This window comes from Citrobacter sp. S-77 (assembly GCF_963864895.1).
GTDB lineage: Bacteria > Pseudomonadota > Gammaproteobacteria > Enterobacterales > Enterobacteriaceae > Citrobacter > Citrobacter murliniae.
Map to the genome: position 1 here is coordinate 558,059 of NZ_CAWLWU010000002.1, position 22,471 is coordinate 580,529.

The 22,471-nt window shown below is 51.5% G+C and carries 20 protein-coding genes; 16 read left to right on the forward strand and 4 right to left on the reverse strand.

Annotated features, from left to right (window positions below; translation table 11 throughout):
* From leuB to leuL, 3 genes are all read right to left on the reverse strand, one after another.
* On the reverse strand, window positions 1-1,092 hold the full coding sequence (gene leuB / locus AACS05_RS03300) for a 3-isopropylmalate dehydrogenase (RefSeq protein WP_045439760.1): 1,092 nt from the start codon (window positions 1,090-1,092) through the stop codon (window positions 1-3).
* Entirely contained in the window at window positions 1,092-2,663 is a 1,572-nt protein-coding gene (gene leuA / locus AACS05_RS03305; protein WP_045439770.1) for a 2-isopropylmalate synthase, read from the reverse strand. Before leuA ends, leuB begins: the two co-directional genes overlap by 1 nt.
* A gap of 90 nt (window positions 2,664-2,753) precedes the next feature.
* Window positions 2,754-2,840, reverse strand: coding sequence for a leu operon leader peptide (leuL, locus tag AACS05_RS03310; protein ID WP_049002746.1), 87 nt, complete (start codon window positions 2,838-2,840; stop codon window positions 2,754-2,756).
* Between the two features lie 651 nt (window positions 2,841-3,491).
* On the opposite strand from leuL, the gene leuO reads away from it, so the two are divergent.
* Window positions 3,492-4,439: a transcriptional regulator LeuO gene (gene leuO, locus AACS05_RS03315; RefSeq protein ID WP_045439772.1), complete on the forward strand. Its 948-nt coding sequence runs from the start codon at window positions 3,492-3,494 to the stop codon at window positions 4,437-4,439.
* A 211-nt stretch (window positions 4,440-4,650) separates the two neighbouring features.
* Here the strand turns inward: leuO and AACS05_RS03320 are convergent, their stop codons facing one another.
* Complete coding sequence (locus AACS05_RS03320) at window positions 4,651-4,872, reverse strand: hypothetical protein (RefSeq protein ID WP_144243044.1); 222 nt, start codon at window positions 4,870-4,872, stop codon at window positions 4,651-4,653.
* Between the two features lie 63 nt (window positions 4,873-4,935).
* On the opposite strand from AACS05_RS03320, the gene ilvI reads away from it, so the two are divergent.
* The 15 genes from ilvI (at window position 4,936) to AACS05_RS03395 (ending at window position 22,470) form a co-directional block, all read left to right on the forward strand.
* On the forward strand, window positions 4,936-6,660 hold the full coding sequence (ilvI, locus tag AACS05_RS03325) for an acetolactate synthase 3 large subunit (protein WP_071828890.1): 1,725 nt from the start codon (window positions 4,936-4,938) through the stop codon (window positions 6,658-6,660).
* Window positions 6,661-6,662: 2 nt separating this feature from the next.
* On the forward strand, window positions 6,663-7,154 hold the full coding sequence (gene ilvN, locus AACS05_RS03330; RefSeq protein ID WP_003829566.1) for an acetolactate synthase small subunit: 492 nt from the start codon (window positions 6,663-6,665) through the stop codon (window positions 7,152-7,154).
* Window positions 7,155-7,334: 180 nt separating this feature from the next.
* Window positions 7,335-8,339, forward strand: a complete 1,005-nt coding sequence (gene cra, locus AACS05_RS03335; protein WP_045439785.1) for a catabolite repressor/activator — start codon at window positions 7,335-7,337, stop codon at window positions 8,337-8,339.
* A 611-nt stretch (window positions 8,340-8,950) separates the two neighbouring features.
* Window positions 8,951-9,409: a division/cell wall cluster transcriptional repressor MraZ gene (mraZ, locus tag AACS05_RS03340; protein WP_045439788.1), complete on the forward strand. Its 459-nt coding sequence runs from the start codon at window positions 8,951-8,953 to the stop codon at window positions 9,407-9,409.
* 1 nt (window position 9,410) lies between these two features.
* A complete protein-coding gene (gene rsmH, locus AACS05_RS03345) occupies window positions 9,411-10,352 on the forward strand; it encodes a 16S rRNA (cytosine(1402)-N(4))-methyltransferase RsmH (protein ID WP_045439790.1) in 942 nt (313 codons plus the stop codon).
* Window positions 10,349-10,714, forward strand: coding sequence for a cell division protein FtsL (gene ftsL / locus AACS05_RS03350; RefSeq protein WP_000625651.1), 366 nt, complete (start codon window positions 10,349-10,351; stop codon window positions 10,712-10,714). Before rsmH ends, ftsL begins: the two co-directional genes overlap by 4 nt.
* A 15-nt stretch (window positions 10,715-10,729) precedes the next feature.
* Window positions 10,730-12,496, forward strand: a complete 1,767-nt coding sequence (gene ftsI, locus AACS05_RS03355; protein ID WP_045439796.1) for a peptidoglycan glycosyltransferase FtsI — start codon at window positions 10,730-10,732, stop codon at window positions 12,494-12,496.
* Window positions 12,483-13,970 carry a UDP-N-acetylmuramoyl-L-alanyl-D-glutamate--2,6-diaminopimelate ligase gene (gene murE / locus AACS05_RS03360; RefSeq protein WP_045439798.1) on the forward strand — a complete coding sequence of 496 codons (1,488 nt, stop codon included), beginning with the start codon at window positions 12,483-12,485 and terminating at the stop codon, window positions 13,968-13,970. Before ftsI ends, murE begins: the two co-directional genes overlap by 14 nt.
* Window positions 13,967-15,325: a UDP-N-acetylmuramoyl-tripeptide--D-alanyl-D-alanine ligase gene (gene murF / locus AACS05_RS03365; RefSeq protein WP_045439800.1), complete on the forward strand. Its 1,359-nt coding sequence runs from the start codon at window positions 13,967-13,969 to the stop codon at window positions 15,323-15,325. Before murE ends, murF begins: the two co-directional genes overlap by 4 nt.
* Entirely contained in the window at window positions 15,319-16,401 is a 1,083-nt protein-coding gene (mraY, locus tag AACS05_RS03370) for a phospho-N-acetylmuramoyl-pentapeptide-transferase (RefSeq protein WP_045439803.1), read from the forward strand. The genes murF and mraY overlap by 7 nt, the downstream gene beginning before the upstream one ends.
* Window positions 16,402-16,403: 2 nt before the next feature.
* Window positions 16,404-17,720 carry a UDP-N-acetylmuramoyl-L-alanine--D-glutamate ligase gene (murD, locus tag AACS05_RS03375; RefSeq protein WP_045439806.1) on the forward strand — a complete coding sequence of 439 codons (1,317 nt, stop codon included), beginning with the start codon at window positions 16,404-16,406 and terminating at the stop codon, window positions 17,718-17,720.
* Window positions 17,720-18,964 carry a cell division protein FtsW gene (gene ftsW / locus AACS05_RS03380; RefSeq protein ID WP_045439809.1) on the forward strand — a complete coding sequence of 415 codons (1,245 nt, stop codon included), beginning with the start codon at window positions 17,720-17,722 and terminating at the stop codon, window positions 18,962-18,964. Before murD ends, ftsW begins: the two co-directional genes overlap by 1 nt.
* Window positions 18,961-20,028, forward strand: a complete 1,068-nt coding sequence (gene murG / locus AACS05_RS03385; RefSeq protein ID WP_045439812.1) for an undecaprenyldiphospho-muramoylpentapeptide beta-N-acetylglucosaminyltransferase — start codon at window positions 18,961-18,963, stop codon at window positions 20,026-20,028. The genes ftsW and murG overlap by 4 nt, the downstream gene beginning before the upstream one ends.
* Before the next feature lie 53 nt (window positions 20,029-20,081).
* On the forward strand, window positions 20,082-21,557 hold the full coding sequence (gene murC / locus AACS05_RS03390) for a UDP-N-acetylmuramate--L-alanine ligase (RefSeq protein ID WP_045439815.1): 1,476 nt from the start codon (window positions 20,082-20,084) through the stop codon (window positions 21,555-21,557).
* Window positions 21,550-22,470 carry a D-alanine--D-alanine ligase gene (locus AACS05_RS03395; protein WP_045439818.1) on the forward strand — a complete coding sequence of 307 codons (921 nt, stop codon included), beginning with the start codon at window positions 21,550-21,552 and terminating at the stop codon, window positions 22,468-22,470. Before murC ends, AACS05_RS03395 begins: the two co-directional genes overlap by 8 nt.
* Window position 22,471: the final 1 nt, after the last annotated feature.

Here is a 22,471-nt window from a genome sequence, read left to right on the forward strand (position 1 = left end):
TTACACCCCTTCTGCGATGTAACGAGCGATGATATCGCCCATTTCATCGGTACTGACTGCGGCTGCGCCACGGGCTAAGTCGCCCGTACGAATGCCTTCTTCTAATGCGCGGTTGATGGCGCTCTCAATAGCGGAGGCTGCATCATTGGCATCCAGGCTGTAGCGTAACAGCAGCGCCAGAGACAGGATCTGGGCAATTGGGTTAGCGATATTTTTCCCGGCAATATCCGGAGCGGAGCCGCCAGCGGGTTCGTACAGGCCAAAGCCCAGCTCATTGAGGCTGGCAGAGGGCAGCATGCCCATTGAGCCGGTGATCATGGCGCACTCATCAGACAGAATGTCGCCAAACAGGTTTGAGCACAACAGCACGTCGAACTGGGATGGGTCTTTGATTAACTGCATCGTGGCGTTATCGATGTACATATGAGCCAGTTCAACGTCCGGGTATTCATTAGCGATTTCATTGACGATTTCGCGCCACAAAATAGAGGTTTGCAGCACGTTAGCTTTATCAATCGACGTCACTTTACGACGGCGCTGGCGTGCAGACTCAAAGGCGATGCGCGCAATGCGTTCAATCTCAAAACGGTGATACACCTCGGTATCAAAGGCTTTCTCATGTTGGCCGCTGCCTTCACGACCTTTTGGCTGACCGAAGTAGATGCCTCCGGTCAGTTCGCGTACGCACAGGATGTCGAAACCGTTGGCGGCGATGTCGGCGCGCAGCGGGCAAAATGCTTCGAGTCCCTGATACAGCTTAGCCGGACGCAGATTGCTGAATAATTTGAAGTGTTTACGTAATGGCAGTAAAGCACCGCGTTCAGGCTGCTGGTTTGGCGGCAGGTTTTCCCATTTCGGGCCACCAACGGAGCCAAACAGAATGGCATCGGCTTGCTCACAACCTTCAACCGTAGCGGGTGGCAGCGGCTGACCGTGGTTATCGATGGCGGCTCCGCCTACGTCATAGTGGCTGGTGGTAATGCGCATATTAAAACGCGTCCGAATTGCTTCCAGTACCTTCAGGGCTTGCGCCATCACTTCCGGGCCAATACCGTCACCCGGTAAAACAGCAATATGATAATTCTTCGACATCACACGGTTTCCTTATTGTTCTCGTTGTTCTGAGCTTTGCGTTGCAATTCTTTTTCGACTTCTTCGGCGCGCCAGATATTGTTCAGCACATGTACCATCGCTTTTGCGGAAGATTCGACGATATCTGTTGCCAGACCGACGCCATGGAAGCGGCGCCCGTTATAGTTAGCGACAATATCTACCTGACCCAGCGCATCTTTACCGTGGCCTTTCGCGGTCAGGCTGTATTTCACCAGTTCAACGTTGTAATCGGTAATACGGTTGATGGCTTGATAAATGGCATCGACCGGCCCGTTGCCGTTGGCTGCTTCGGCTTTGACTTCTTCGCCACAGACCAGCTTGACGGAGGCGGTAGCGATATCATTAGAACCTGACTGCACGCTGAAATAATCCAGACGGAAATGTTCTGGTTCTTCCTGCTGTTTGTTAATGAAGGCCAGGGCTTCCAGGTCGTAATCGAATACCTGACCTTTTTTATCCGCCAGTTTCAGGAATGCGTCGTACAGATTATCCAGACTGTATTCACTCTCTTTGTAACCCATCTCATCCATACGGTGTTTTACGGCGGCACGTCCGGAACGGGAAGTCAGGTTCAACTGCACCTGATTCAAACCGATGGATTCCGGGGTCATGATTTCGTAGTTTTCACGGTTTTTCAGCACGCCGTCCTGATGAATGCCTGAGGAGTGGGCAAAAGCGCCACTGCCAACAATCGCTTTGTTTGCCGGAATCGGCATATTACAGATTTGGCTGACCATCTGACTGGTACGCCAGATCTCCTGGTGATTGATGCGGGTCTGCACATTCAGGATATCTTTGCGGACTTTGATCGCCATGATGACTTCTTCCAGCGAGCAGTTACCAGCACGTTCACCGATACCGTTCATTGCCCCTTCTACCTGACGAGCCCCCGCATGCACTGCCGCCAGCGCATTACCGACACCCAGACCTAAATCGTCATGGGTGTGTACAGATATGATCGCTTTGTCGATATTCGGTACGCGTTCATACAGACCGGAAATAATTGCCCCAAATTCGAAAGGCATGGTGTAACCGACGGTATCGGGGATATTGATGGTTCTGGCTCCCGCATTAATAGCCGCTTCCACCACGCGAGCCAGATCAGCAATAGGGGTTCGGCCAGCGTCTTCGCACGAGAATTCAACGTCATCCGTGTAATTACGAGCGCGTTTAACCATATAGATAGCCCGCTCAATAACTTCATCCAGCGTACTGCGCAGCTTGGTCGCAATATGCATCGGTGAGGTGGCAATAAACGTATGAATACGGAAAGCCTCTGCCACTTTCAGGGATTCAGCCGCGACGTCGATATCTTTTTCTACACAGCGGGCTAATGCACAAACGCGGCTGTTTTTAACCTGACGGGCGATGGTTTGTACTGATTCAAAGTCACCCGGCGACGAAACAGGGAAACCCACTTCCATCACGTCAACGCCCATACGCTCGAGAGCCAGAGCAATCTGCAGTTTTTCTTTTACACTCAGGCTTGCCTGTAACGCCTGTTCACCATCGCGTAAGGTGGTATCGAAAATAATGACTTGCTGGCTCATGGTTTAGGTCCTTGGTGTTTAGGGCGCCTTGCTTCGAGCATAAAAAAACCCGCGCAACGGCGCGGGTTTTTTGTCTTAACTGGAGCTGACTTAATGCTGAATGTCGTTCACCAGTCTACCGCGCAACGAAGATGCGTTTAGTAGTAGTAGACCGTTAAAACGAGCAATGTAAGTCATCAATCAGGCTCCAGGCGAATGCGATATGCTTTTAGTGGTACTGGATATGAAGTCTGATGTCAACCCTGCTCACTGCAAATCCCTCCGTTCAGAGAGAAATACCTCTCCATGTTTGAGCGAATTGTGCTGAATTTTTATGTTTGTATAAAATAAATCAGTATGCGGCGTACATACTTTTCATTATTTGAAATGTTTAAGCATAATTATTTTCAATTGTTGTAATGGAGCAGATGAAGAGGTGTGTCGGTAAAGGATTTTTTATCTTTATGATTTATCTATTTTTATAGTAACTCTGAATGGGTGTGGCAAAGGTGGTAACAAATAATTGATAAATTAATGTTAATCATTAATTTATTAAAAATATAAATATTTAATTAAATCTTAATTACGTATTCACTGTGTGTATGATTGTACATTCGTCATGCTTATGGTTATATTGTTTATGAAATTAAAACATATGAATCATCGTGCAGTGACATCTGCCACACTGCGCTCGCATTGTTTTTATGTTCATTTAGGTTAGTGCCTTTATGTTTTCCTAATTTTAATGTTTTCTCTTTTTCTCATTCTATATGTATGGTAAATCATATTATCGGAGATTATTCACTCCGTCTGGGGAAAAGGGAGTTTAGAGTGACAGTGGAGTTAATTATGCCAGAAGTAAAAATAATAGATAAATCCAATCTTATAGATATTGGGAAACCGCAGCTTCGCATGGTTGATCTTAATTTATTAACCGTCTTTGATGCGGTTATGCAAGAACAGAACATTACACGTGCTGCACATTCTCTGGGGATGTCACAACCTGCGGTCAGTAATGCAGTTGCGCGTCTGAAGGTCATGTTTAATGATGAGCTCTTTGTTCGTTATGGGCGAGGGATTCAGCCGACAGCAAGGGCTTTCCAGCTATTTGGTTCAGTTCGTCAGGCGTTACAATTGGTGCAGAATGAATTGCCAGGATCGGGGTTTGAACCTGCCATCAGCGAGCGTGTTTTCAACCTCTGCGTATGTAGCCCATTGGATAATATTCTGACATCCTTGATTTATAATCGAGTTGAGGATGTAGCGCCTAATATTAATGTCGTATTTAAATCTTCACTTAATCAAAATACAGAACACCAATTGCGCTATCAGGAAACAGAGTTTGTTATTAGTTATGAAGAATTCCGCCGGGTTGAATTCACAAGCATACCGTTGTTCAATGACGAAATGGTGCTGGTAGCGAGCAAAAAACATCCACGCATAAGTGGTCCATTATTGGAAAGTGATGTCTATAATGAGCAACATGCTGTGGTTTCTCTTGACCGCTTTGCTTCATTTAGCCAACCATGGTACGACACACCGGATAAACAATCCTGCGTTGCTTATCAGGGAATGGCATTAATAAGTGTATTGAATATTGTTTCTCAAACCCAATTGGTCTCCATTGCACCGCGCTGGTTAGCAGAAGAGTTTTCAGAGTCTTTAGACCTGCAGGTATTGCCTTTACCATTAAAATTGAACAGTCGCACATGTTATCTTTCCTGGCATGAAGCAGCAGGTCGGGATAAAGGACATAAATGGATGGAAGAATTGTTAGTTTCCGTCTGCAAGAAGTAGCATTTATATCCTTTGTTTTTCAAGCAGCTTTGTCTCCCCAGCCACATTGTTATCTATGCTGCTGGGGGAATGAGGAGGCATCTCTGTCCCTCCCCAGATGCAGTCTTTGGCTGTTTATATTCGTTTCAGACGAACGTGTCACGGGCTTGCCGCCTCAATGCGACTCGAAATCCATTGGGTATAGCAGAATAAATTCGATGTCATATCTGGTTTATTCTGCTTTTTTCTTTTTATTTGAAATTTTATGCTGAATTCCTCTTTTTACATTTGTTCTGAAATGTAAAAAAATAGAGTAATCGCTGTAAGTTCCCATTTTTAAGCGATTATTTATCATTCCACTTAATTCTACTGGTTTAATTCTCCGTTTATTCGACTCTTTCCTCCGTTTTATTCTTATTCGCTGTAATGCCACCACGTCGGTGCGAATTGCCATGCGTCATCGTCAGCGGTTAATGTGTTGTTAAACCGTTATTCATTATAAGAGTGGAGGCAAGCCATGGAGATGTTGTCTGGAGCCGAGATGGTCGTCCGATCGCTCATCGACCAGGGTGTGAAGCAGGTATTCGGTTATCCCGGGGGGGCAGTCCTTGATATCTATGATGCACTACATACGGTCGGTGGAATTGATCATGTGCTGGTCCGCCATGAACAAGCTGCAGTACATATGGCCGATGGCCTGGCGCGAGCCACGGGAGAAGTGGGCGTCGTACTGGTCACTTCGGGACCAGGAGCTACCAATGCGATTACAGGAATTGCAACGGCTTATATGGACTCCATACCACTCGTGATCCTCTCCGGGCAGGTTGCAACCTCTCTGATTGGCTATGATGCCTTTCAGGAGTGCGATATGGTCGGCATATCCCGCCCGGTGGTGAAGCACAGCTTCCTCGTAAAGCAAACAGAGGACATCCCGCAGGTATTGAAAAAAGCCTTCTGGCTGGCGGCAAGCGGCCGTCCAGGTCCAGTGGTGGTGGATTTACCGAAGGATATTCTGAATCCTGCGAAGAAACTACCTTATAGCTGGCCGGAATCGGTAAGTATGCGTTCGTATAATCCTACAACCACCGGGCATAAAGGGCAGATAAAACGCGCACTGCAAACGCTGATAGCAGCCAAAAAACCGGTGGTGTATGTTGGTGGCGGTGCAGTGAATGCGGCCTGTCACGAGCAACTGGGGCAGATTGCAGAAGCACTTAACCTGCCCGTTGTGTCTTCGTTGATGGGGTTAGGCGTGTTTCCGGCAACGCATCGTCAGGCGTTGGGCATGTTGGGAATGCACGGCACTTATGAAGCAAATATGACCATGCATCATTCTGATGTCATTTTTGCCATCGGTGTTCGTTTTGACGATCGCACGACCAATAACCTGGCAAAATATTGCCCGCATGCGACCGTGTTGCATATCGACATCGACCCTACTTCAATTTCGAAAACAGTGACGGCGGATATTCCTATTGTTGGTGATGCCCGGTTGGTGCTCGATCAGATGCTGGAGCTGCTGGCGCAGGAGAAGTCGCAGCAACCACTGGATGATAACCGTGACTGGTGGCAACAGATTGAGCAATGGCGCGCCCGTCAGTGCCTGAAATATGACACCCAAAGTGAAAGTATTAAGCCGCAGGCTGTGATTGAAACTATCTGGCAGTTAACGAAAGGGGATGCGTATGTGACCTCGGACGTTGGGCAGCATCAGATGTTTGCCGCACTTTACTACCCGTTTGATAAACCACGCCGTTGGATTAACTCCGGTGGTCTTGGCACGATGGGATTTGGTTTACCCGCAGCGTTAGGTGTCAAGATGGCGCTACCTGATGAAACGGTAGTGTGTGTGACCGGCGATGGCAGCATTCAGATGAATATCCAGGAGTTGTCGACAGCGCTGCAGTATGAACTGCCAGTGTTGGTACTCAATCTTAACAACCGCTACCTCGGTATGGTCAAACAGTGGCAGGACATGATCTACTCCGGAAGGCACTCGCAGTCTTATATGCAGTCGCTGCCTGATTTCGTCCGCCTTGCTGAAGCCTATGGGCATATTGGTATCCAGATAAACCATCCAAACGAACTGGAGAGCAAACTGGTTGAAGCGTTGGAGCATGTGCGCAACCATCGTTTGGTGTTTGTCGATGTTACCGTTGATGGCAGTGAGCATGTTTATCCAATGCAGATTCGTGGGGGCGGTATGGATGAAATGTGGTTAAGCAAAACGGAGAGGACCTGATTATGCGCCGGATATTATCGGTATTGCTGGAAAACGAGTCGGGTGCATTGTCGCGTGTGATAGGTCTCTTCGCCCAGCGCGGTTACAACATCGAAAGCCTGACAGTCGCGCCCACGGACGATCCGACCTTATCGCGGATGACGATCCAGACTGTAGGGGATGAAAAAGTCCTCGAGCAAATTGAAAAGCAACTGCACAAACTAGTGGATGTCCTGCGTGTGAGTGAACTGGGACAGGGCGCCCATGTTGAACGAGAAATCATGTTGGTGAAAATTCAGGCCAGCGGATACGGCAGGGAAGAGGTGAAGCGCAACACGGAAATTTTCCGTGGGCAAATCATTGACGTCACGCCGTCTATTTACACCGTACAACTGGCTGGCACCAGCGATAAACTGGATGCGTTCCTGGCGACATTACGTGAAGTCGCAAAGATCGTCGAGGTTGCTCGCTCAGGTGTTGTGGGTCTCTCTCGCGGCGATAAAATTATGCGCTAATCATGACCATGTTCTTAATTCGCAAGCCTGACAGTAGCGGTTGGGCTTTTTTTTGCGAAATCAGCAGTAACCAGAGACAAAAGCGGTTGCCGCAGTCATTATTCTGCGCTTAGATGTTAATAAATTTAACCCATGCCATCTCAAAGGTTATGGTTTGTACATTTTACGCAAGGGGCAATTGTGAAACTGGATGAAATCGCTCGGCTGGCCGGCGTTTCGCGAACGACTGCAAGCTACGTTATTAACGGCAAAGCAAAGCAATATCGCGTAAGCGACAAGACGGTTGAAAAAGTCATGGCAGTGGTGCGCGAGCATAATTACCACCCAAATGCTGTGGCAGCCGGGCTGCGTGCTGGACGCACACGTTCTATCGGGTTGGTGATCCCTGACCTGGAGAACACAAGTTATACCCGGATTGCAAACTACCTGGAGCGCCAGGCACGACAGCGTGGGTATCAACTGCTGATAGCCTGCTCTGAAGATCAGCCGGATAACGAAATGCGCTGTATTGAGCATCTTTTACAACGCCAGGTTGATGCCATCATTGTGTCAACGTCTTTGCCTCCTGAGCACCCGTTCTACCAGCGCTGGGCAAATAGCTCATTCCCTATCGTGGCGTTAGACCGTGCACTGGATCGTGAGCATTTCACCAGTGTTGTGGGGGCTGATCAGGATGATGCAGAAATGCTGGCTGAGGAATTACGTAAATTTCCGGCTGAAAACGTGCTCTATCTGGGGGCTCTCCCTGAATTATCCGTGAGTTTCCTACGTGAGCAGGGTTTTCGTACCGCCTGGAAGGATGACCCGCGAGAAGTGAATTTCCTGTACGCTAACAGCTATGAGCGGGAGGCCGCCGCACAGTTGTTTGATAAATGGCTGGAAACGCACCCTATGCCTCAGGCGCTGTTTACCACTTCGTTTGCCCTGTTGCAGGGGGTGATGGACGTGACACTACGCCGCGATGGGCAATTACCGTCAGATTTAGCCATTGCTACCTTTGGCGATCATGAACTACTCGATTTCCTACAATGTCCGGTGTTGGCAGTCGCGCAACGCCATCGTGATGTTGCCGAACGCGTACTGGAAATCGTGCTAGCCAGCCTGGATGAGCCGCGTAAGCCAAAACCAGGACTCACACGCATTAAACGTAATCTGTATCGTCGCGGTATTCTCAGCCGCAGCTAAGTCTCCTCTGCAGTATGCGCCGGTAGGATACCCTTCTGGCGCTATCAAATATCAATTATCAGAAATAACCTCATTATAATTAAGAATATTCTTTAGAATTATCTGAAATTCATTTCTTAATTACCTCGATTTAAAATACTGCCGTCTGTTTTTGGGTTATTGATACGTAACGACGCGTTACTGTTGTATTATTTTGTTACATGCTTGTGTGGAATTGCCGAATTAACAAACACTTTGCTTCTTTATTGCAGATAATTCTCGTATATCTCTGTCGTACGGGGCGTACAGACCGATTAACTGGCACTGTTATCTCGCTGCATATTGTCCTAAAATGCCGCTCGCGTCGCAAACTGACACTTTATATTTTCTTTAGATGATATTGAGTTGTTTTAAACAGTGATGAGTTGTTGGATCTTTTTCTTACAAATATTCATGACGTTAATTTGCTTCGTTTGCTGTACGAAATCTGTTCAACGCTGATATTAGCCGTAAACATTGGGTTTTTTGCTCCGCTAAGCGCCGTGACTTGCTTGACAAGGTTTTCCTCCGCTCCGTAAACTCCTTTAAGTGGGAATTTGTGGGATAAAGTGGTAATCGGGGGTGAGGCTGGCATGTTCCGGGGAGCAACGTTAGTTAATCTCGACAGTAAAGGGCGCTTATCTGTGCCTACCCGTTATCGGGATCAACTGCTCGAGAGTGCTGCCGGTCAAATGGTTTGTACCATTGACATCCATCACCCGTGCCTGCTGCTGTACCCCCTGCCTGAATGGGAAATTATCGAGCAGAAGTTATCGCGCCTGTCGAGCATGAATCCGGTTGAGCGCCGCGTACAGCGCTTACTGTTAGGGCATGCCAGCGAATGTCAGATGGACAGCGCTGGTCGATTACTGATTGCCCCCATTCTGCGACAACATGCAGGGTTGACGAAAGAAGTGATGCTGGTTGGGCAGTTCAATAAGTTTGAACTGTGGGATGAAACGACCTGGTATCAACAGGTCAGGGAAGATATCGACGCTGAGCAGTCTGTTACTGGCGCGCTGTCGGAACGATTGCAGGATTTGTCTCTATAAGATGATGGAAAATTATAAACATACAACGGTGTTGCTGGATGAAGCCGTAAACGGCCTGAATATTCGTCCAGACGGCATCTACATTGACGGGACATTTGGTCGCGGTGGTCACTCACGTTTAATTCTCTCGCAGCTCGGCGAAGAGGGACGTTTGCTGGCAATCGATCGCGATCCGCAGGCTATTGCCGTTGCCCAGACCATTAACGATCCCCGTTTCTCCATCATTCATGGACCTTTCTCTGCGCTGGCTGAATATGTAGCTGAGCGCGGACTTACCGGCAAGATCGATGGAATCCTCCTTGATCTTGGCGTGTCTTCACCGCAGCTTGACGATGCTGAACGCGGCTTTTCATTTATGCGTGATGGTCCATTAGATATGCGTATGGACCCAACACGTGGTCAGTCTGCCGCCGAGTGGCTGCAAACCGCCGATGAAGCTGATATTGCCTGGGTGATTAAAACCTTTGGTGAGGAGCGCTTTGGCAAGCGCATTGCCCGCGCCATCGTGGAGCGTAACCGCATTGAACCGATGACTCGTACTAAAGAGCTGGCGGAAGTGATTGCGGCGGCAATGCCGGTAAAAGACAAATTTAAACATCCCGCGACCCGTACCTTCCAGGCGGTGCGCATATGGGTGAACAGTGAACTGGAGGAGATAGAGCAGGCGCTAAAAAGCTCGCTCAGCGTGCTGGCACCAGGTGGTCGGCTTTCAATCATCAGTTTCCACTCGCTCGAAGACCGTATTGTAAAACGCTTCATGCGTGAACAAAGCCGCGGTCCGCAGGTTCCGGCTGGAATACCGATGACGGAAGCGCAGATCAAAAAGTTGGGCGGCCGTGAGTTGAGAGCACTAGGCAAGTTGATGCCGGGTGAAGAAGAGGTAGCTGAAAATCCTCGTGCCCGTAGTTCAGTTCTGCGTATTGCAGAGAGGACGAACGCATGATCAGCAGAGTGACAGAAGCCCTCAGCAAAGTTAAAGGATCGATAGGAAGCAACGAGCGCCATGCCTTGCCTGGCGTGATCGGTGACGATCTTTTGCGGTTTGGGAAGCTGCCACTCTGCTTGTTCATTTGCATTATTTTGACGGCGGTCACCGTCGTAACAACAGCGCACCATACGCGCTTACTGACCGCGCAACGCGAACAACTGGTTCTGGAACGAGATGCGCTGGATATTGAATGGCGCAACCTGATCCTTGAGGAGAACGCGCTCGGCGACCATAGCCGTGTTGAACGGATCGCAACGGAAAAACTGCAAATGCAGCATGTTGATCCCTCACAAGAAAATATCGTAGTACAAAAATAAGGATAAACGCGACGCATGAAAGCAGCGGCAAAGACGCACAAACCAAAACGCCAGGAAGAACAAGCCAACTTTATCAGTTGGCGTTTTGCGTTACTGTGCGGTTGTATTTTGCTGGCGCTGGGGTTCCTGCTGGGGCGCGTTGCCTGGCTGCAAATCATCGCGCCTGACATGCTGGTGCGCCAGGGCGACATGCGCTCTCTGCGCGTCCAGGAAGTTTCCACATCGCGCGGTATGATTACCGACCGTTCAGGACGTCCGTTGGCGGTGAGTGTGCCGGTTAAGGCTATCTGGGCTGATCCAAAAGAAGTGCATGATGCGGGCGGCGTTAGCGTTGGTGAACGTTGGAGAGCGCTTTCGACTGCGTTGAACATTCCGCTTGATCAACTGGCCTCCAGAATTAACGCTAACCCGAAAGGGCGTTTTATCTACCTCGCACGTCAGGTCAACCCTGACATGGCTGACTACATCAAGAAACTGAAGCTACCGGGGATCCATTTGCGTGAAGAATCCCGTCGTTACTACCCTTCCGGGGAAGTGACCGCTCACCTCATCGGTTTCACCAACGTCGACAGCCAGGGGATTGAAGGCGTTGAGAAGAGTTTTGATAAATGGCTCACCGGTCAACCTGGCGAGCGTGTGGTGCGTAAAGATCGCTATGGCCGTGTTATTGAAGACATCTCGTCGACCGATAGCCAGGCGGCGCATAATCTTGCATTAAGTATTGATGAGCGCTTGCAGGCGCTGGTCTACCGCGAACTGAACAACGCTGTTGCCTTTAACAAAGCAGAATCGGGCAGCGCCGTGTTAGTCGATGTTAACACGGGTGAAGTGCTGGCGATGGCGAATAGCCCTTCTTATAACCCAAACAACCTCACCGGTACGCCGAAGGATGCAATGCGTAACCGTACCATCACTGACGTGTTTGAGCCGGGTTCTACCGTCAAACCGATGGTGGTGATGACGGCACTGCAGCGCGGTGTGGTTCGCGAAAATACCGTACTGAACACTATTCCCTACCGAATTAATGGTCACGAAATTAAAGACGTGGCGCGTTATAGCGAATTGACCCTCACCGGGGTCTTGCAGAAGTCGAGTAACGTCGGTGTTTCCAAGCTGGCGTTAGCGATGCCGTCCTCAGCGTTAGTAGATACTTACTCACGTTTTGGGCTGGGAAAAGCGACCAATTTGGGGTTGGTCGGAGAACGCAGTGGCTTATATCCTCAAAAACAACGGTGGTCTGACATAGAGAGGGCCACCTTCTCTTTCGGCTATGGGCTAATGGTAACCCCGTTACAGTTAGCGCGAGTCTACGCAACCATCGGCAGCTATGGCGTTTATCGTCCGCTGTCGATTACCAAAGTTGATCCTCCTGTTCCGGGCGAACGTATCTTCCCGGAGTCGACCGTACGCACCGTGGTGCACATGATGGAAAGCGTCGCGCTGCCTGGCGGCGGCGGCGTGAAGGCGGCGATTAAAGGCTATCGCATCGCTATTAAAACCGGTACGGCGAAAAAAGTAGGGCCGGATGGCCGCTACATCAATAAATACATTGCTTATACCGCAGGTGTTGCGCCTGCGAGTCAGCCGCGCTTCGCGCTGGTTGTTGTTATCAACGATCCGCAGGCGGGTAAATACTACGGTGGCGCCGTTTCCGCGCCGGTCTTTGGTGCCATCATGGGGGGCGTACTGCGTACCATGAACATCGAACCGGATGCGCTGGCAACGAGCGATAAAAATGAATTTGTGAATAATCAAGGCGAGGCAACAGGTGGCAGATCGTAATTTGCGCGACCTTCTTGCTCCATGGGTGCCGGGTGCACCGGAGCGAGCACTGCGGGAGATGACACTCGACAGCCGTGTGGCTGCATCGGGGGATCTCTTTGTGGCAGTGGTAGGTCATCAGGCGGACGGGCGTCGATATATCCCGCAGGCGATAGCGCAAGGTGTAGCTGCCATAATTGCAGAGGCAAAAGACGAGGCAACCGACGGTGAAATCCGTGAAATGCACGGTGTGCCAGTAATCTATCTTAGCCAGCTTAATGAACGTTTATCTGCACTGGCGGGCCGCTTTTACCACGAGCCATCTGAGAATATGCGCCTGGTCGGTGTGACCGGGACCAACGGTAAAACCACCACCACCCAACTGCTGGCGCAATGGAGTCAGCTGCTTGGTGAGACCAGTGCAGTGATGGGCACGGTAGGCAATGGTCTGCTGGGCAAAGTGATCCCGACCGAGAATACCACCGGTTCAGCTGTTGACGTTCAGCACGTGCTGGCGGGACTGGTTGAGCAGGGTGCAACGTTTGGAGCAATGGAAGTCTCGTCCCACGGTCTGGTTCAGCATCGCGTGGCGGCTTTGAAATTTGCCGCATCGGTATTTACCAATTTAAGTCGTGATCACCTCGACTATCACGGCGATATGGAGCATTACGAAGCGGCTAAATGGCTGCTGTACTCCACCCATCATTGCGGTCAGGCCATCGTCAATGCCGATGATGAAGTTGGTCGTCGCTGGCTGGCAAAACTGCCTGATGCGGTTGCCGTTTCGATGGAAGACCATATCAACTCTAACTGTCACGGACGTTGGTTGAAAGCAGTAGACGTGAATTACCACGACAGCGGCGCGACAATTCGTTTCACTTCTTCGTGGGGCGACGGTGAAATTGAAAGCCGCCTGATGGGGGCATTCAACGTCAGCAACCTGCTGCTGGCGCTGTCAACGCTGCTGGCGCTCGGGTATCCGTTAGCAGAATTACTGAAAACGGCTGCGCGCCTGCAACCGGTTTGTGGACGTATGGAAGTGTTCAGCGCGCCGGGCAAAACCACGGTGGTGGTTGATTATGCCCACACGCCGGATGCGCTGGAAAAAGCGTTGCAGGCAGCACGTCTACACTGTGCCGGTAAACTGTGGTGCGTCTTTGGCTGTGGCGGCGATCGTGACAAAGGTAAACGCCCGCTGATGGGGGCTATTGCAGAGCAGTTTGCTGATGTAGTCGTGGTGACGGACGACAACCCGCGCACCGAAGAACCACGCGCCATCATTAACGACATTCTGGCGGGGATGCTGGATGCCGGGCATGCGAAGGTGATGGAAGGGCGCGCTGAAGCGGTGACAAACGCCATCATGCAGGCGAAAGAAAACGACGTGGTGCTGGTGGCAGGGAAAGGTCACGAGGATTACCAGATCGTCGGGTCTCATCGCCTTGACTACTCTGACCGTGTTACGGCAGCCCGCTTGCTGGGGGTGATCGCATGATTAGCGTAACCCTCAGCCAACTGACGGAGATCCTCCGAGGCGAACTGAAAGGGGCCGATCTGACCCTGGATGCAGTTACAACCGATACGCGTAAAGTCACGCCGGGCTGTTTGTTTGTGGCGCTGAAAGGCGAACGCTTTGATGCTCACGATTTTGCTGAACAAGCAAAAGCGAGCGGGGCTGGCGCACTGCTGGTTAGCCGTCCGCTGGAAATCGATTTGCCGCAATTGATTGTGAAGGATACGCGACTGGCGTTCGGTGAGCTGGCAGCGTGGGTTCGCGCGCAAGTTCCGGCTCGCGTGGTAGCGCTGACCGGTTCATCCGGTAAAACGTCTGTCAAAGAGATGACCGCTTCTATTCTGAGCCAGTGCGGAAATACCCTGTACACGGCTGGCAACCTGAATAATGACATTGGCGTACCAATGACGCTGCTGCGGTTAAACAACGATTATGACTATGCCGTGATTGAACTTGGCGCCAATCATCAGGGTGAGATCGCGTGGACTGTCGGTCTGACGCGTCCAGAAGCTGCGCTGGTTAACAATCTTGCTGCGGCTCACCTGGAAGGGTTTGGTTCGCTTGCGGGTGTGGCCAAAGCCAAAGGCGAAATCTTTACCGGTCTGTCGGCGAACGGCATTGCCATTATGAATGCTGATAACAACGACTGGCTGAACTGGCAGAACGTTATTGGCGATCGCAAAGTCTGGCGCTTTTCCCCGAATGCGGCCAACAGCGATTTTTCTGCAACCAACATTCATATCACCTCGCACGGTACTGAGTTTTCTCTGCAAACGCCTGTGGGCAGCATTGATGTCCTGCTGCCATTACCGGGCCGCCACAACATTGCCAACGCATTGGCTGCGGCCGCGCTCTCAATGGCAGTTGGCGCTACGCATGAGGCAATTAAAACCGGTCTGAAGGATCTGAAAGCAGTGCCGGGGCGTCTGTTCCCGATTCAACTTGCTGAAAATCAGCTGCTGCTGGACGACTCCTATAACGCGAACGTTGGTTCGATGACCGCGGCGGTACAGGTTCTGTCCGAAATGCCGGGCTACCGTGTGCTGGTGGTGGGGGATATGGCAGAGCTTGGTGCGGAAAGTGAAGCATGCCACGTACAGGTAGGTGAAGCAGCGAAAGCGGCAGGCATTGACCGTGTACTGAGTACAGGGAAACTGAGCAAGGCAATTAGCGATGCCAGCGGGGTTGGCGAGCATTTTGCGGATAAAACCGTGCTGACCGCGCATCTTAAAACGCTGATTGCAGAGCATCAGGTAATGACGATTTTAGTGAAGGGTTCACGTAGTGCCGCTATGGAAGAGGTAGTACGCGCATTACAGGAGAATGGAACATGTTAGTTTGGCTGGCCGAACATTTGGTCAAATATTATTCCGGCTTTAACGTCTTTTCCTATCTGACGTTTCGCGCCATCGTCAGCCTGCTGACCGCGCTGTTCATCTCTTTGTGGATGGGCCCGCGCATGATTGCCCGTCTGCAAAAAATGTCTTTTGGTCAGGTCGTTCGTAACGACGGCCCGGAATCACACTTCAGTAAACGCGGTACGCCGACTATGGGCGGCATTATGATCCTCACCGCGATTGTCATCTCCGTTCTGCTGTGGGCCTATCCATCGAATCCTTACGTCTGGTGCGTGTTAGTGGTTCTGATTGGCTACGGCATTATCGGTTTCGTAGATGATTACCGCAAAGTCGTGCGTAAAGACACCAAGGGCCTGATAGCCCGCTGGAAGTACTTTTGGATGTCGGTGATTGCGTTAGGTGTTGCGTTCGCGCTGTATCTGGCGGGGAAAGATACTCCGGCAACTGAGCTGGTGGTGCCGTTCTTTAAAGATGTGATGCCGCAGTTGGGTCTGTTCTATGTCCTGCTGGCGTATTTCGTCATTGTTGGTACCGGTAATGCGGTTAATCTGACCGATGGTCTGGATGGTCTGGCGATTATGCCTACCGTGTTCGTCGCGGCCGGATTTGCGCTGGTGGCGTGGGCGACCGGTAACATGAACTTTGCCAGCTATCTGCATATTCCCTATTTGCGCCATGCCGGTGAACTGGTGATCGTCTGTACGGCGATTGTGGGCGCGGGCCTTGGCTTCCTGTGGTTTAACACCTATCCGGCTCAGGTCTTTATGGGCGATGTCGGTTCGCTGGCACTGGGTGGCGCGCTGGGCATTATTGCTGTGCTGCTGCGTCAGGAATTCCTGTTGGTGATCATGGGTGGCGTATTTGTGGTAGAAACCCTGTCGGTTATTTTGCAGGTTGGTTCCTTCAAGCTGCGTGGACAGCGCATCTTCCGAATGGCGCCGATTCATCATCACTATGAATTGAAAGGCTGGCCGGAGCCGCGCGTGATTGTGCGCTTCTGGATTATTTCGCTGATGCTGGTGCTGATTGGCCTGGCAACGCTGAAGGTACGTTAATCATGGTTGATTACCAGGGTAAAAAAGTCGTCATTATCGGTCTGGGTTTGACCGGGTTGTCCTGCGTAGATTTCTTCCTCGCGCGTGGTGTAACGCCGCGCGTAATGGATACCCGTGCGACACCGCCGGGCCTGGATAAATTACCTGAAGCAGTTGAGCGTCATGTCGGCAGTCTGAATGATGACTGGCTGCTGGCTGCGGATTTAATCGTCGCCAGCCCTGGTATTGCCCTGGCGCATCCTTCGTTAAGCGCTGCCGCGGATGCGGGTATTGAAATTGTCGGCGATATAGAACTGTTCTGCCGTGAAGCGCAGGCACCGATCGTCGCGATTACTGGCTCCAATGGTAAAAGTACGGTTACCACATTAGTTGGCGAGATGGCGAAAGCGGCCGGTGTGAACGTGGGGGTGGGTGGCAACATTGGTTTACCCGCACTCATGCTACTGGACGCTGAACGTGAACTGTATGTTCTGGAGCTCTCCAGCTTCCAACTGGAGACAACCTCCAGCCTGCAGGCCGTGGCAGCAACCATTTTGAACGTTACTGAAGATCATATGGACCGCTATCCGTTTGGGTTGCAGCAGTATCGTGCCGCCAAACTGCGCGTCTATGAGAACGCGAAAGTCTGCGTCGTAAACGCAGATGATGCGTTAACCATGCCGGTTCGTGGCGCCGATGAGCGTTGTGTGAGCTTTGGCGTCAATATGGGCGATTATCACCTTAACCGTCAGCAAGGGGAGACCTGGCTGCGGGTGAAGGGTGAAAAAATATTGAACGTGAAAGAGATGACTCTTTCCGGTCAGCATAACTATACCAACGCACTTGCGGCGTTGGCGCTGGCTGATGCAGCGGGTCTGCCTCGCGCCTCTAGTCTGAAAGCGCTGACGACATTCACCGGTCTGGCGCACCGCTTCCAACTGGTACTGGATCATAACGGCGTGCGGTGGATCAACGACTCGAAAGCCACCAATGTGGGCAGTACTGAAGCCGCGTTGAATGGACTACATGTTGATGGCACTTTGCATCTGCTCCTCGGTGGCGATGGAAAATCAGCAGATTTCTCTTCACTGGAGCGTTATTTGCACGGTGATCGTGTGCGTCTGTACTGCTTTGGGCGAGATGGTGGACAGCTGGCGGCACTGCGTCCGGACATCGCCGAACAGACTGAAACGATGGAAGAGGCGATGCGTTTGCTCGCTCCCCGCGTGAAGCCGGGTGATATGGTGCTGTTGTCGCCAGCTTGTGCCAGCCTTGATCAGTTCAAGAATTTTGAACAACGAGGCGATGTCTTTACCCGCCTGGCGAAGGAGTTGGGTTGATGCGATTATCTCTCCCTCGTCTGAGAATGCCGCGCTTACCAGGATTTGGTGTCCTGGCGTGGATCTTCGCGGCACTTAAAGGCTGGGTGATGGCTTCGCGTGACAAAGACGCGGATAGCCTGATCATGTACGACCGTATGCTGTTGTGGTTGACGTTCGGTCTGGCAGCGATCGGTTTTATCATGGTCACATCTGCGTCAATGCCTGTGGGGCAACGTCTGGCGGGCGATCCCTTCCTGTTCGCCAAGCGTGATGCACTGTACATTTTTCTGGCGTTCTGTCTGGCCATGGTTACGCTGCGTCTGCCTATGGAATTCTGGCAAAAGTACAGCACCACAATGCTGATCGCGTCGATTATCATGTTGCTGATCGTGCTGGTGGTTGGTAGCTCCGTTAACGGGGCATCACGCTGGATCGCACTGGGACCGCTGCGTATTCAGCCTGCGGAATTTACTAAGCTGTCGCTGTTCTGTTATCTCGCCAACTATCTGGTGCGTAAAGTTGATGAGGTACGTAACAACCTTCGCGGCTTCTTAAAACCGATGGGCGTGATTCTGGTGCTGGCCGTGCTACTGCTGGCACAGCCTGACCTCGGAACGGTAGTGGTGCTATTTGTCACTACGCTGGCGATGTTGTTCCTTGCCGGGGCTAAGTTGTGGCAGTTCATTGCCATCATCGGTATGGGGATTTCGGCGGTGGTGCTGCTGATCCTCGCGGAGCCGTATCGTATTCGCCGTGTAACCTCTTTCTGGAACCCATGGGAAGATCCGTTTGGCAGCGGTTACCAGCTGACGCAATCTTTGATGGCTTTCGGACGTGGTGAGATTTGGGGTCAGGGGCTGGGTAATTCAGTACAAAAACTGGAGTATTTGCCGGAAGCGCACACTGACTTTATCTTCGCCATTATTGGGGAAGAACTGGGTTATATCGGTGTGGTACTGGCACTTTTAATGGTATTCTTCGTCGCTTTTCGCGCGATGTCGATTGGTCGTAAGGCGCTGGAAATTGACCACCGTTTTTCAGGTTTCTTAGCCTGCTCCATCGGGATCTGGTTCAGTTTTCAGGCGCTGGTCAACGTCGGCGCGGCAGCAGGTATGCTGCCAACGAAAGGTCTGACGCTGCCGCTGATCAGTTATGGTGGTTCCAGTTTGTTGATCATGTCGACAGCCATCATGTTTTTGTTACGTATTGATTATGAAACGCGTCTGGAAAAAGCCCAGGCGTTTACACGAGGTGCACGATGAGTGGTCAACCGAAGCGGTTAATGGTGATGGCGGGCGGTACCGGCGGGCATGTGTTCCCGGGGCTGGCTGTCGCCCACCATTTAATGGCCCAGGGCTGGCAGGTTCGTTGGCTCGGCACCGCCGATCGTATGGAAGCGGACTTAGTGCCGAAGCATGGCATTGAAATTGACTTTATTCGCATCTCCGGTTTGCGTGGAAAGGGCATTAAAGCATTGCTGGCTGCGCCATTACGTATTTTTAATGCCTGGCGTCAGGCTCGCGCCATCATGAAGCAGTTTAAACCTGACGTGGTGCTCGGTATGGGCGGTTATGTGTCAGGTCCCGGTGGGCTGGCAGCCTGGTCGTTAGGTATTCCGGTGGTGCTGCACGAACAGAACGGCATCGCGGGATTGACCAATAAATGGCTGGCGAAGATTGCAACGACGGTCATGCAGGCATTTCCTGGCGCCTTCCCTAAAGCGGAAGTGGTGGGTAACCCGGTGCGGACCGATGTGCTGGCGTTGCCGTTACCCAAGGTTCGTCTGGCCGGACGTGAAGGCCCGGTTCGCGTGCTGGTTGTTGGTGGATCTCAGGGCGCGCGAGTGCTGAATCAGACGCTGCCGCAGGTTGCCGCAAAACTTGGTGACGCGGTGACTATCTGGCATCAGAGCGGCAAAGGCGCACAGCAAACCGTTGAACAGGCTTACGCCGAAGCGGGGCAGCCGCAGCATAAGGTCACCGAGTTTATTGACGATATGGCCGCAGCCTATGCCTGGGCGGATGTCGTCGTGTGTCGTTCTGGTGCACTGACGGTGAGTGAGGTTGCTGCTGCAGGTTTACCAGCGCTGTTTGTGCCGTTTCAACACAAAGACAGGCAACAGTACTGGAATGCGCTTCCACTGGAAAAAGCGGGCGCAGCAAAAATTTTAGAGCAGCCGCAGTTTACTGTGGATGCCGTCGTAAGCACCCTTTCCGGGTGGTCGCGAGAAACTTTATTAACCATGGCAGAACGTGCACGCGCTGCATCCATACCGGATGCCACTGAGCGTGTGGCAAATGAAGTCAGTCGGGCTGCCCGGGTGTAATTGTGGTGATGCCTTTTGCATCACAGGATATTTCGAAGTTAATGGCGTAAAGAATGAATACACAACAATTGGCAAAACTGCGTTCCATCGTGCCCGAAATGCGTCGCGTTCGGCACATTCACTTTGTCGGCATCGGTGGTGCTGGTATGGGCGGTATTGCCGAAGTTTTGGCCAATGAAGGTTATCAGATTAGCGGTTCTGACTTAGCGCCGAATCCGGTTACTCAGCAGCTGACCAACCTGGGGGCCACCATTTTCTTCAACCATCGTCCGGAAAACGTGCGTGATGCGAGCGTGGTAGTAGTTTCCAGCGCAATTTCTGCAGATAACCCGGAAATCGTTGCGGCACACGAGGCACGTATCCCGGTGATCCGCCGTGCAGAGATGCTTGCAGAGTTAATGCGTTTTCGTCACGGCATCGCCATTGCCGGGACGCATGGTAAAACCACGACGACCGCGATGGTTTCCAGTATCTATGCGGAAGCGGGGCTGGATCCAACCTTCGTAAACGGTGGTCTGGTGAAAGCGGCGGGCGTGCATGCGCGTCTGGGGCATAGCCGTTATTTGATTGCGGAAGCGGATGAGAGCGATGCGTCGTTCCTGCATTTGCAGCCGATGGTGGCGATTGTCACCAATATCGAAGCTGACCATATGGATACTTACCATGGTGATTTCGAAAATTTAAAACAGACCTTTATTAATTTCCTGCATAACTTGCCGTTTTATGGTCGTGCGGTGATGTGCGTTGACGATCCGGTGATCCGCGAATTGTTACCACGCGTAGGTCGCCAGACAACGACCTATGGTTTTAGCGATGACGCAGACGTACGCGTTGAAGATTATCAGCAGATTGGCCCACAGGGGCACTTCACGCTGATGCGTCAGGGGATGGCCGATCTGCGCGTGACGTTGAATGCGCCAGGGCGTCACAATGCGCTGAACGCGGCGGCAGCTGTTGCCGTGGCAACGGAAGAGGGCATTGAAGACGAGGCGATCCTACGCGCGCTGGAAAGTTTCCAGGGAACCGGACGTCGTTTTGACTTCCTTGGTGAATTCCCACTTGAACCGGTAAACGGTAAAACAGGGACTGCGATGCTAGTGGATGACTACGGGCATCATCCAACGGAAGTGGATGCAACGATTAAAGCTGCACGTGCAGGCTGGCCGGATAAAAATCTGGTGATGTTGTTTCAGCCGCACCGCTTCACGCGTACCCGCGATCTGTACGATGACTTTGCCAACGTACTGACTCAAGTAGACACGCTGCTGATGCTGGATGTTTATGCTGCAGGTGAAGCGCCGATTCCTGGTGCTGACAGTCGTTCACTGTGCCGTACTATCCGTGGTCGCGGTAAGATCGACCCTATTTTAGTGTCCGATCCGGCTCAGGTGGCGGAAATGTTGGCACCGGTATTAACCGGAAACGATCTGATTTTGGTGCAAGGCGCTGGAAATATCGGCAAAATCGCGCGTTCCTTAGCTGAAATCAAACTGAAGCCGCAAAACCCGGAGGAAGAACAACATGGCTGATAAAATTGCGGTCCTGTTGGGAGGAACCTCCGCAGAGCGAGAAGTATCGCTGAATTCTGGTGCAGCTGTACTGGCCGGATTACGTGAAGGTGGTGTGGATGCACACCCGATTGACCCAAAAGAGATTGATGTCACTCTTCTGAAATCTATGGGCTTTCAGAAGGTGTTTATTGCGTTACATGGCCGTGGCGGTGAAGATGGCACCTTGCAGGGCATGTTGGATCTGATTGGCCTGCCGTACACCGGCAGTGGGGTCATGGCTTCTGCTATCTCGATGGACAAACTGCGCAGTAAGTTGCTGTGGCAGGGCGCAGGCTTACCCGTTGCGCCGTGGGTCGCATTGACCCGCGCTGAGTTCGAAAAAGGGCTTGGTGATGAAGTGGCTACGAAAATCTCTGCGCTAGGTTTACCGCTTATTGTTAAGCCAAGCCGCGAAGGCTCCAGCGTGGGGATGTCAAAAGTTGAAGAAGAAAATGCTTTGCAGAGTGCATTAGCATTGGCTTTTCAGCATGATGAAGAAGTACTGATCGAAAAATGGCTAAGTGGCCCGGAATTCACAGTTGCGATACTTGGCGAAGAAATTTTACCGTCAATACGTATCCAACCGGCGGGAACCTTCTATGATTATGAGGCGAAGTATCTGTCTGATGAGACACAATATTTCTGTCCCGCTGGTCTGGAAGACGAACAAGAAGCGGCTTTACAGGCATTAGTCCTGAAAGCATGGACTGCGTTGGGCTGTAAAGGTTGGGGACGCATCGACGTCATGCTGGACAGCGATGGTCAGTTTTATCTGCTGGAAGCGAATACCTCTCCGGGTATGACCAGCCATAGTCTGGTGCCCATGGCGGCGCGTCAGGCGGGCTTAAGTTTCTCGCAGTTGGTGGTACGAATTCTGGAGTTGGCGGACTGAT

Excerpts from the sequence above, each read along its gene's own strand:
- leuB (WP_045439760.1), bottom strand. The coding sequence starts at position 1,092 with ATGTCGAAGAATTATCATATTGCTGTTTTACCGGGTGACGGTATTGGC.
- leuA (WP_045439770.1), bottom strand. The coding sequence starts at position 2,663 with ATGAGCCAGCAAGTCATTATTTTCGATACCACCTTACGCGATGGTGAA.
- leuL (WP_049002746.1), bottom strand. The coding sequence starts at position 2,840 with ATGACTTACATTGCTCGTTTTAACGGTCTACTACTACTAAACGCATCT.
- leuO (WP_045439772.1), top strand. The coding sequence starts at position 3,492 with ATGCCAGAAGTAAAAATAATAGATAAATCCAATCTTATAGATATTGGG.
- AACS05_RS03320 (WP_144243044.1), bottom strand. The coding sequence starts at position 4,872 with ATGGCAATTCGCACCGACGTGGTGGCATTACAGCGAATAAGAATAAAA.
- ilvI (WP_071828890.1), top strand. The coding sequence starts at position 4,936 with ATGGAGATGTTGTCTGGAGCCGAGATGGTCGTCCGATCGCTCATCGAC.
- ilvN (WP_003829566.1), top strand. The coding sequence starts at position 6,663 with ATGCGCCGGATATTATCGGTATTGCTGGAAAACGAGTCGGGTGCATTG.
- mraZ (WP_045439788.1), top strand. The coding sequence starts at position 8,951 with ATGTTCCGGGGAGCAACGTTAGTTAATCTCGACAGTAAAGGGCGCTTA.
- rsmH (WP_045439790.1), top strand. The coding sequence starts at position 9,411 with ATGATGGAAAATTATAAACATACAACGGTGTTGCTGGATGAAGCCGTA.
- ftsL (WP_000625651.1), top strand. The coding sequence starts at position 10,349 with ATGATCAGCAGAGTGACAGAAGCCCTCAGCAAAGTTAAAGGATCGATA.
- ftsI (WP_045439796.1), top strand. The coding sequence starts at position 10,730 with ATGAAAGCAGCGGCAAAGACGCACAAACCAAAACGCCAGGAAGAACAA.
- murF (WP_045439800.1), top strand. The coding sequence starts at position 13,967 with ATGATTAGCGTAACCCTCAGCCAACTGACGGAGATCCTCCGAGGCGAA.
- mraY (WP_045439803.1), top strand. The coding sequence starts at position 15,319 with ATGTTAGTTTGGCTGGCCGAACATTTGGTCAAATATTATTCCGGCTTT.
- murD (WP_045439806.1), top strand. The coding sequence starts at position 16,404 with ATGGTTGATTACCAGGGTAAAAAAGTCGTCATTATCGGTCTGGGTTTG.
- ftsW (WP_045439809.1), top strand. The coding sequence starts at position 17,720 with ATGCGATTATCTCTCCCTCGTCTGAGAATGCCGCGCTTACCAGGATTT.
- murG (WP_045439812.1), top strand. The coding sequence starts at position 18,961 with ATGAGTGGTCAACCGAAGCGGTTAATGGTGATGGCGGGCGGTACCGGC.
- murC (WP_045439815.1), top strand. The coding sequence starts at position 20,082 with ATGAATACACAACAATTGGCAAAACTGCGTTCCATCGTGCCCGAAATG.
- AACS05_RS03395 (WP_045439818.1), top strand. The coding sequence starts at position 21,550 with ATGGCTGATAAAATTGCGGTCCTGTTGGGAGGAACCTCCGCAGAGCGA.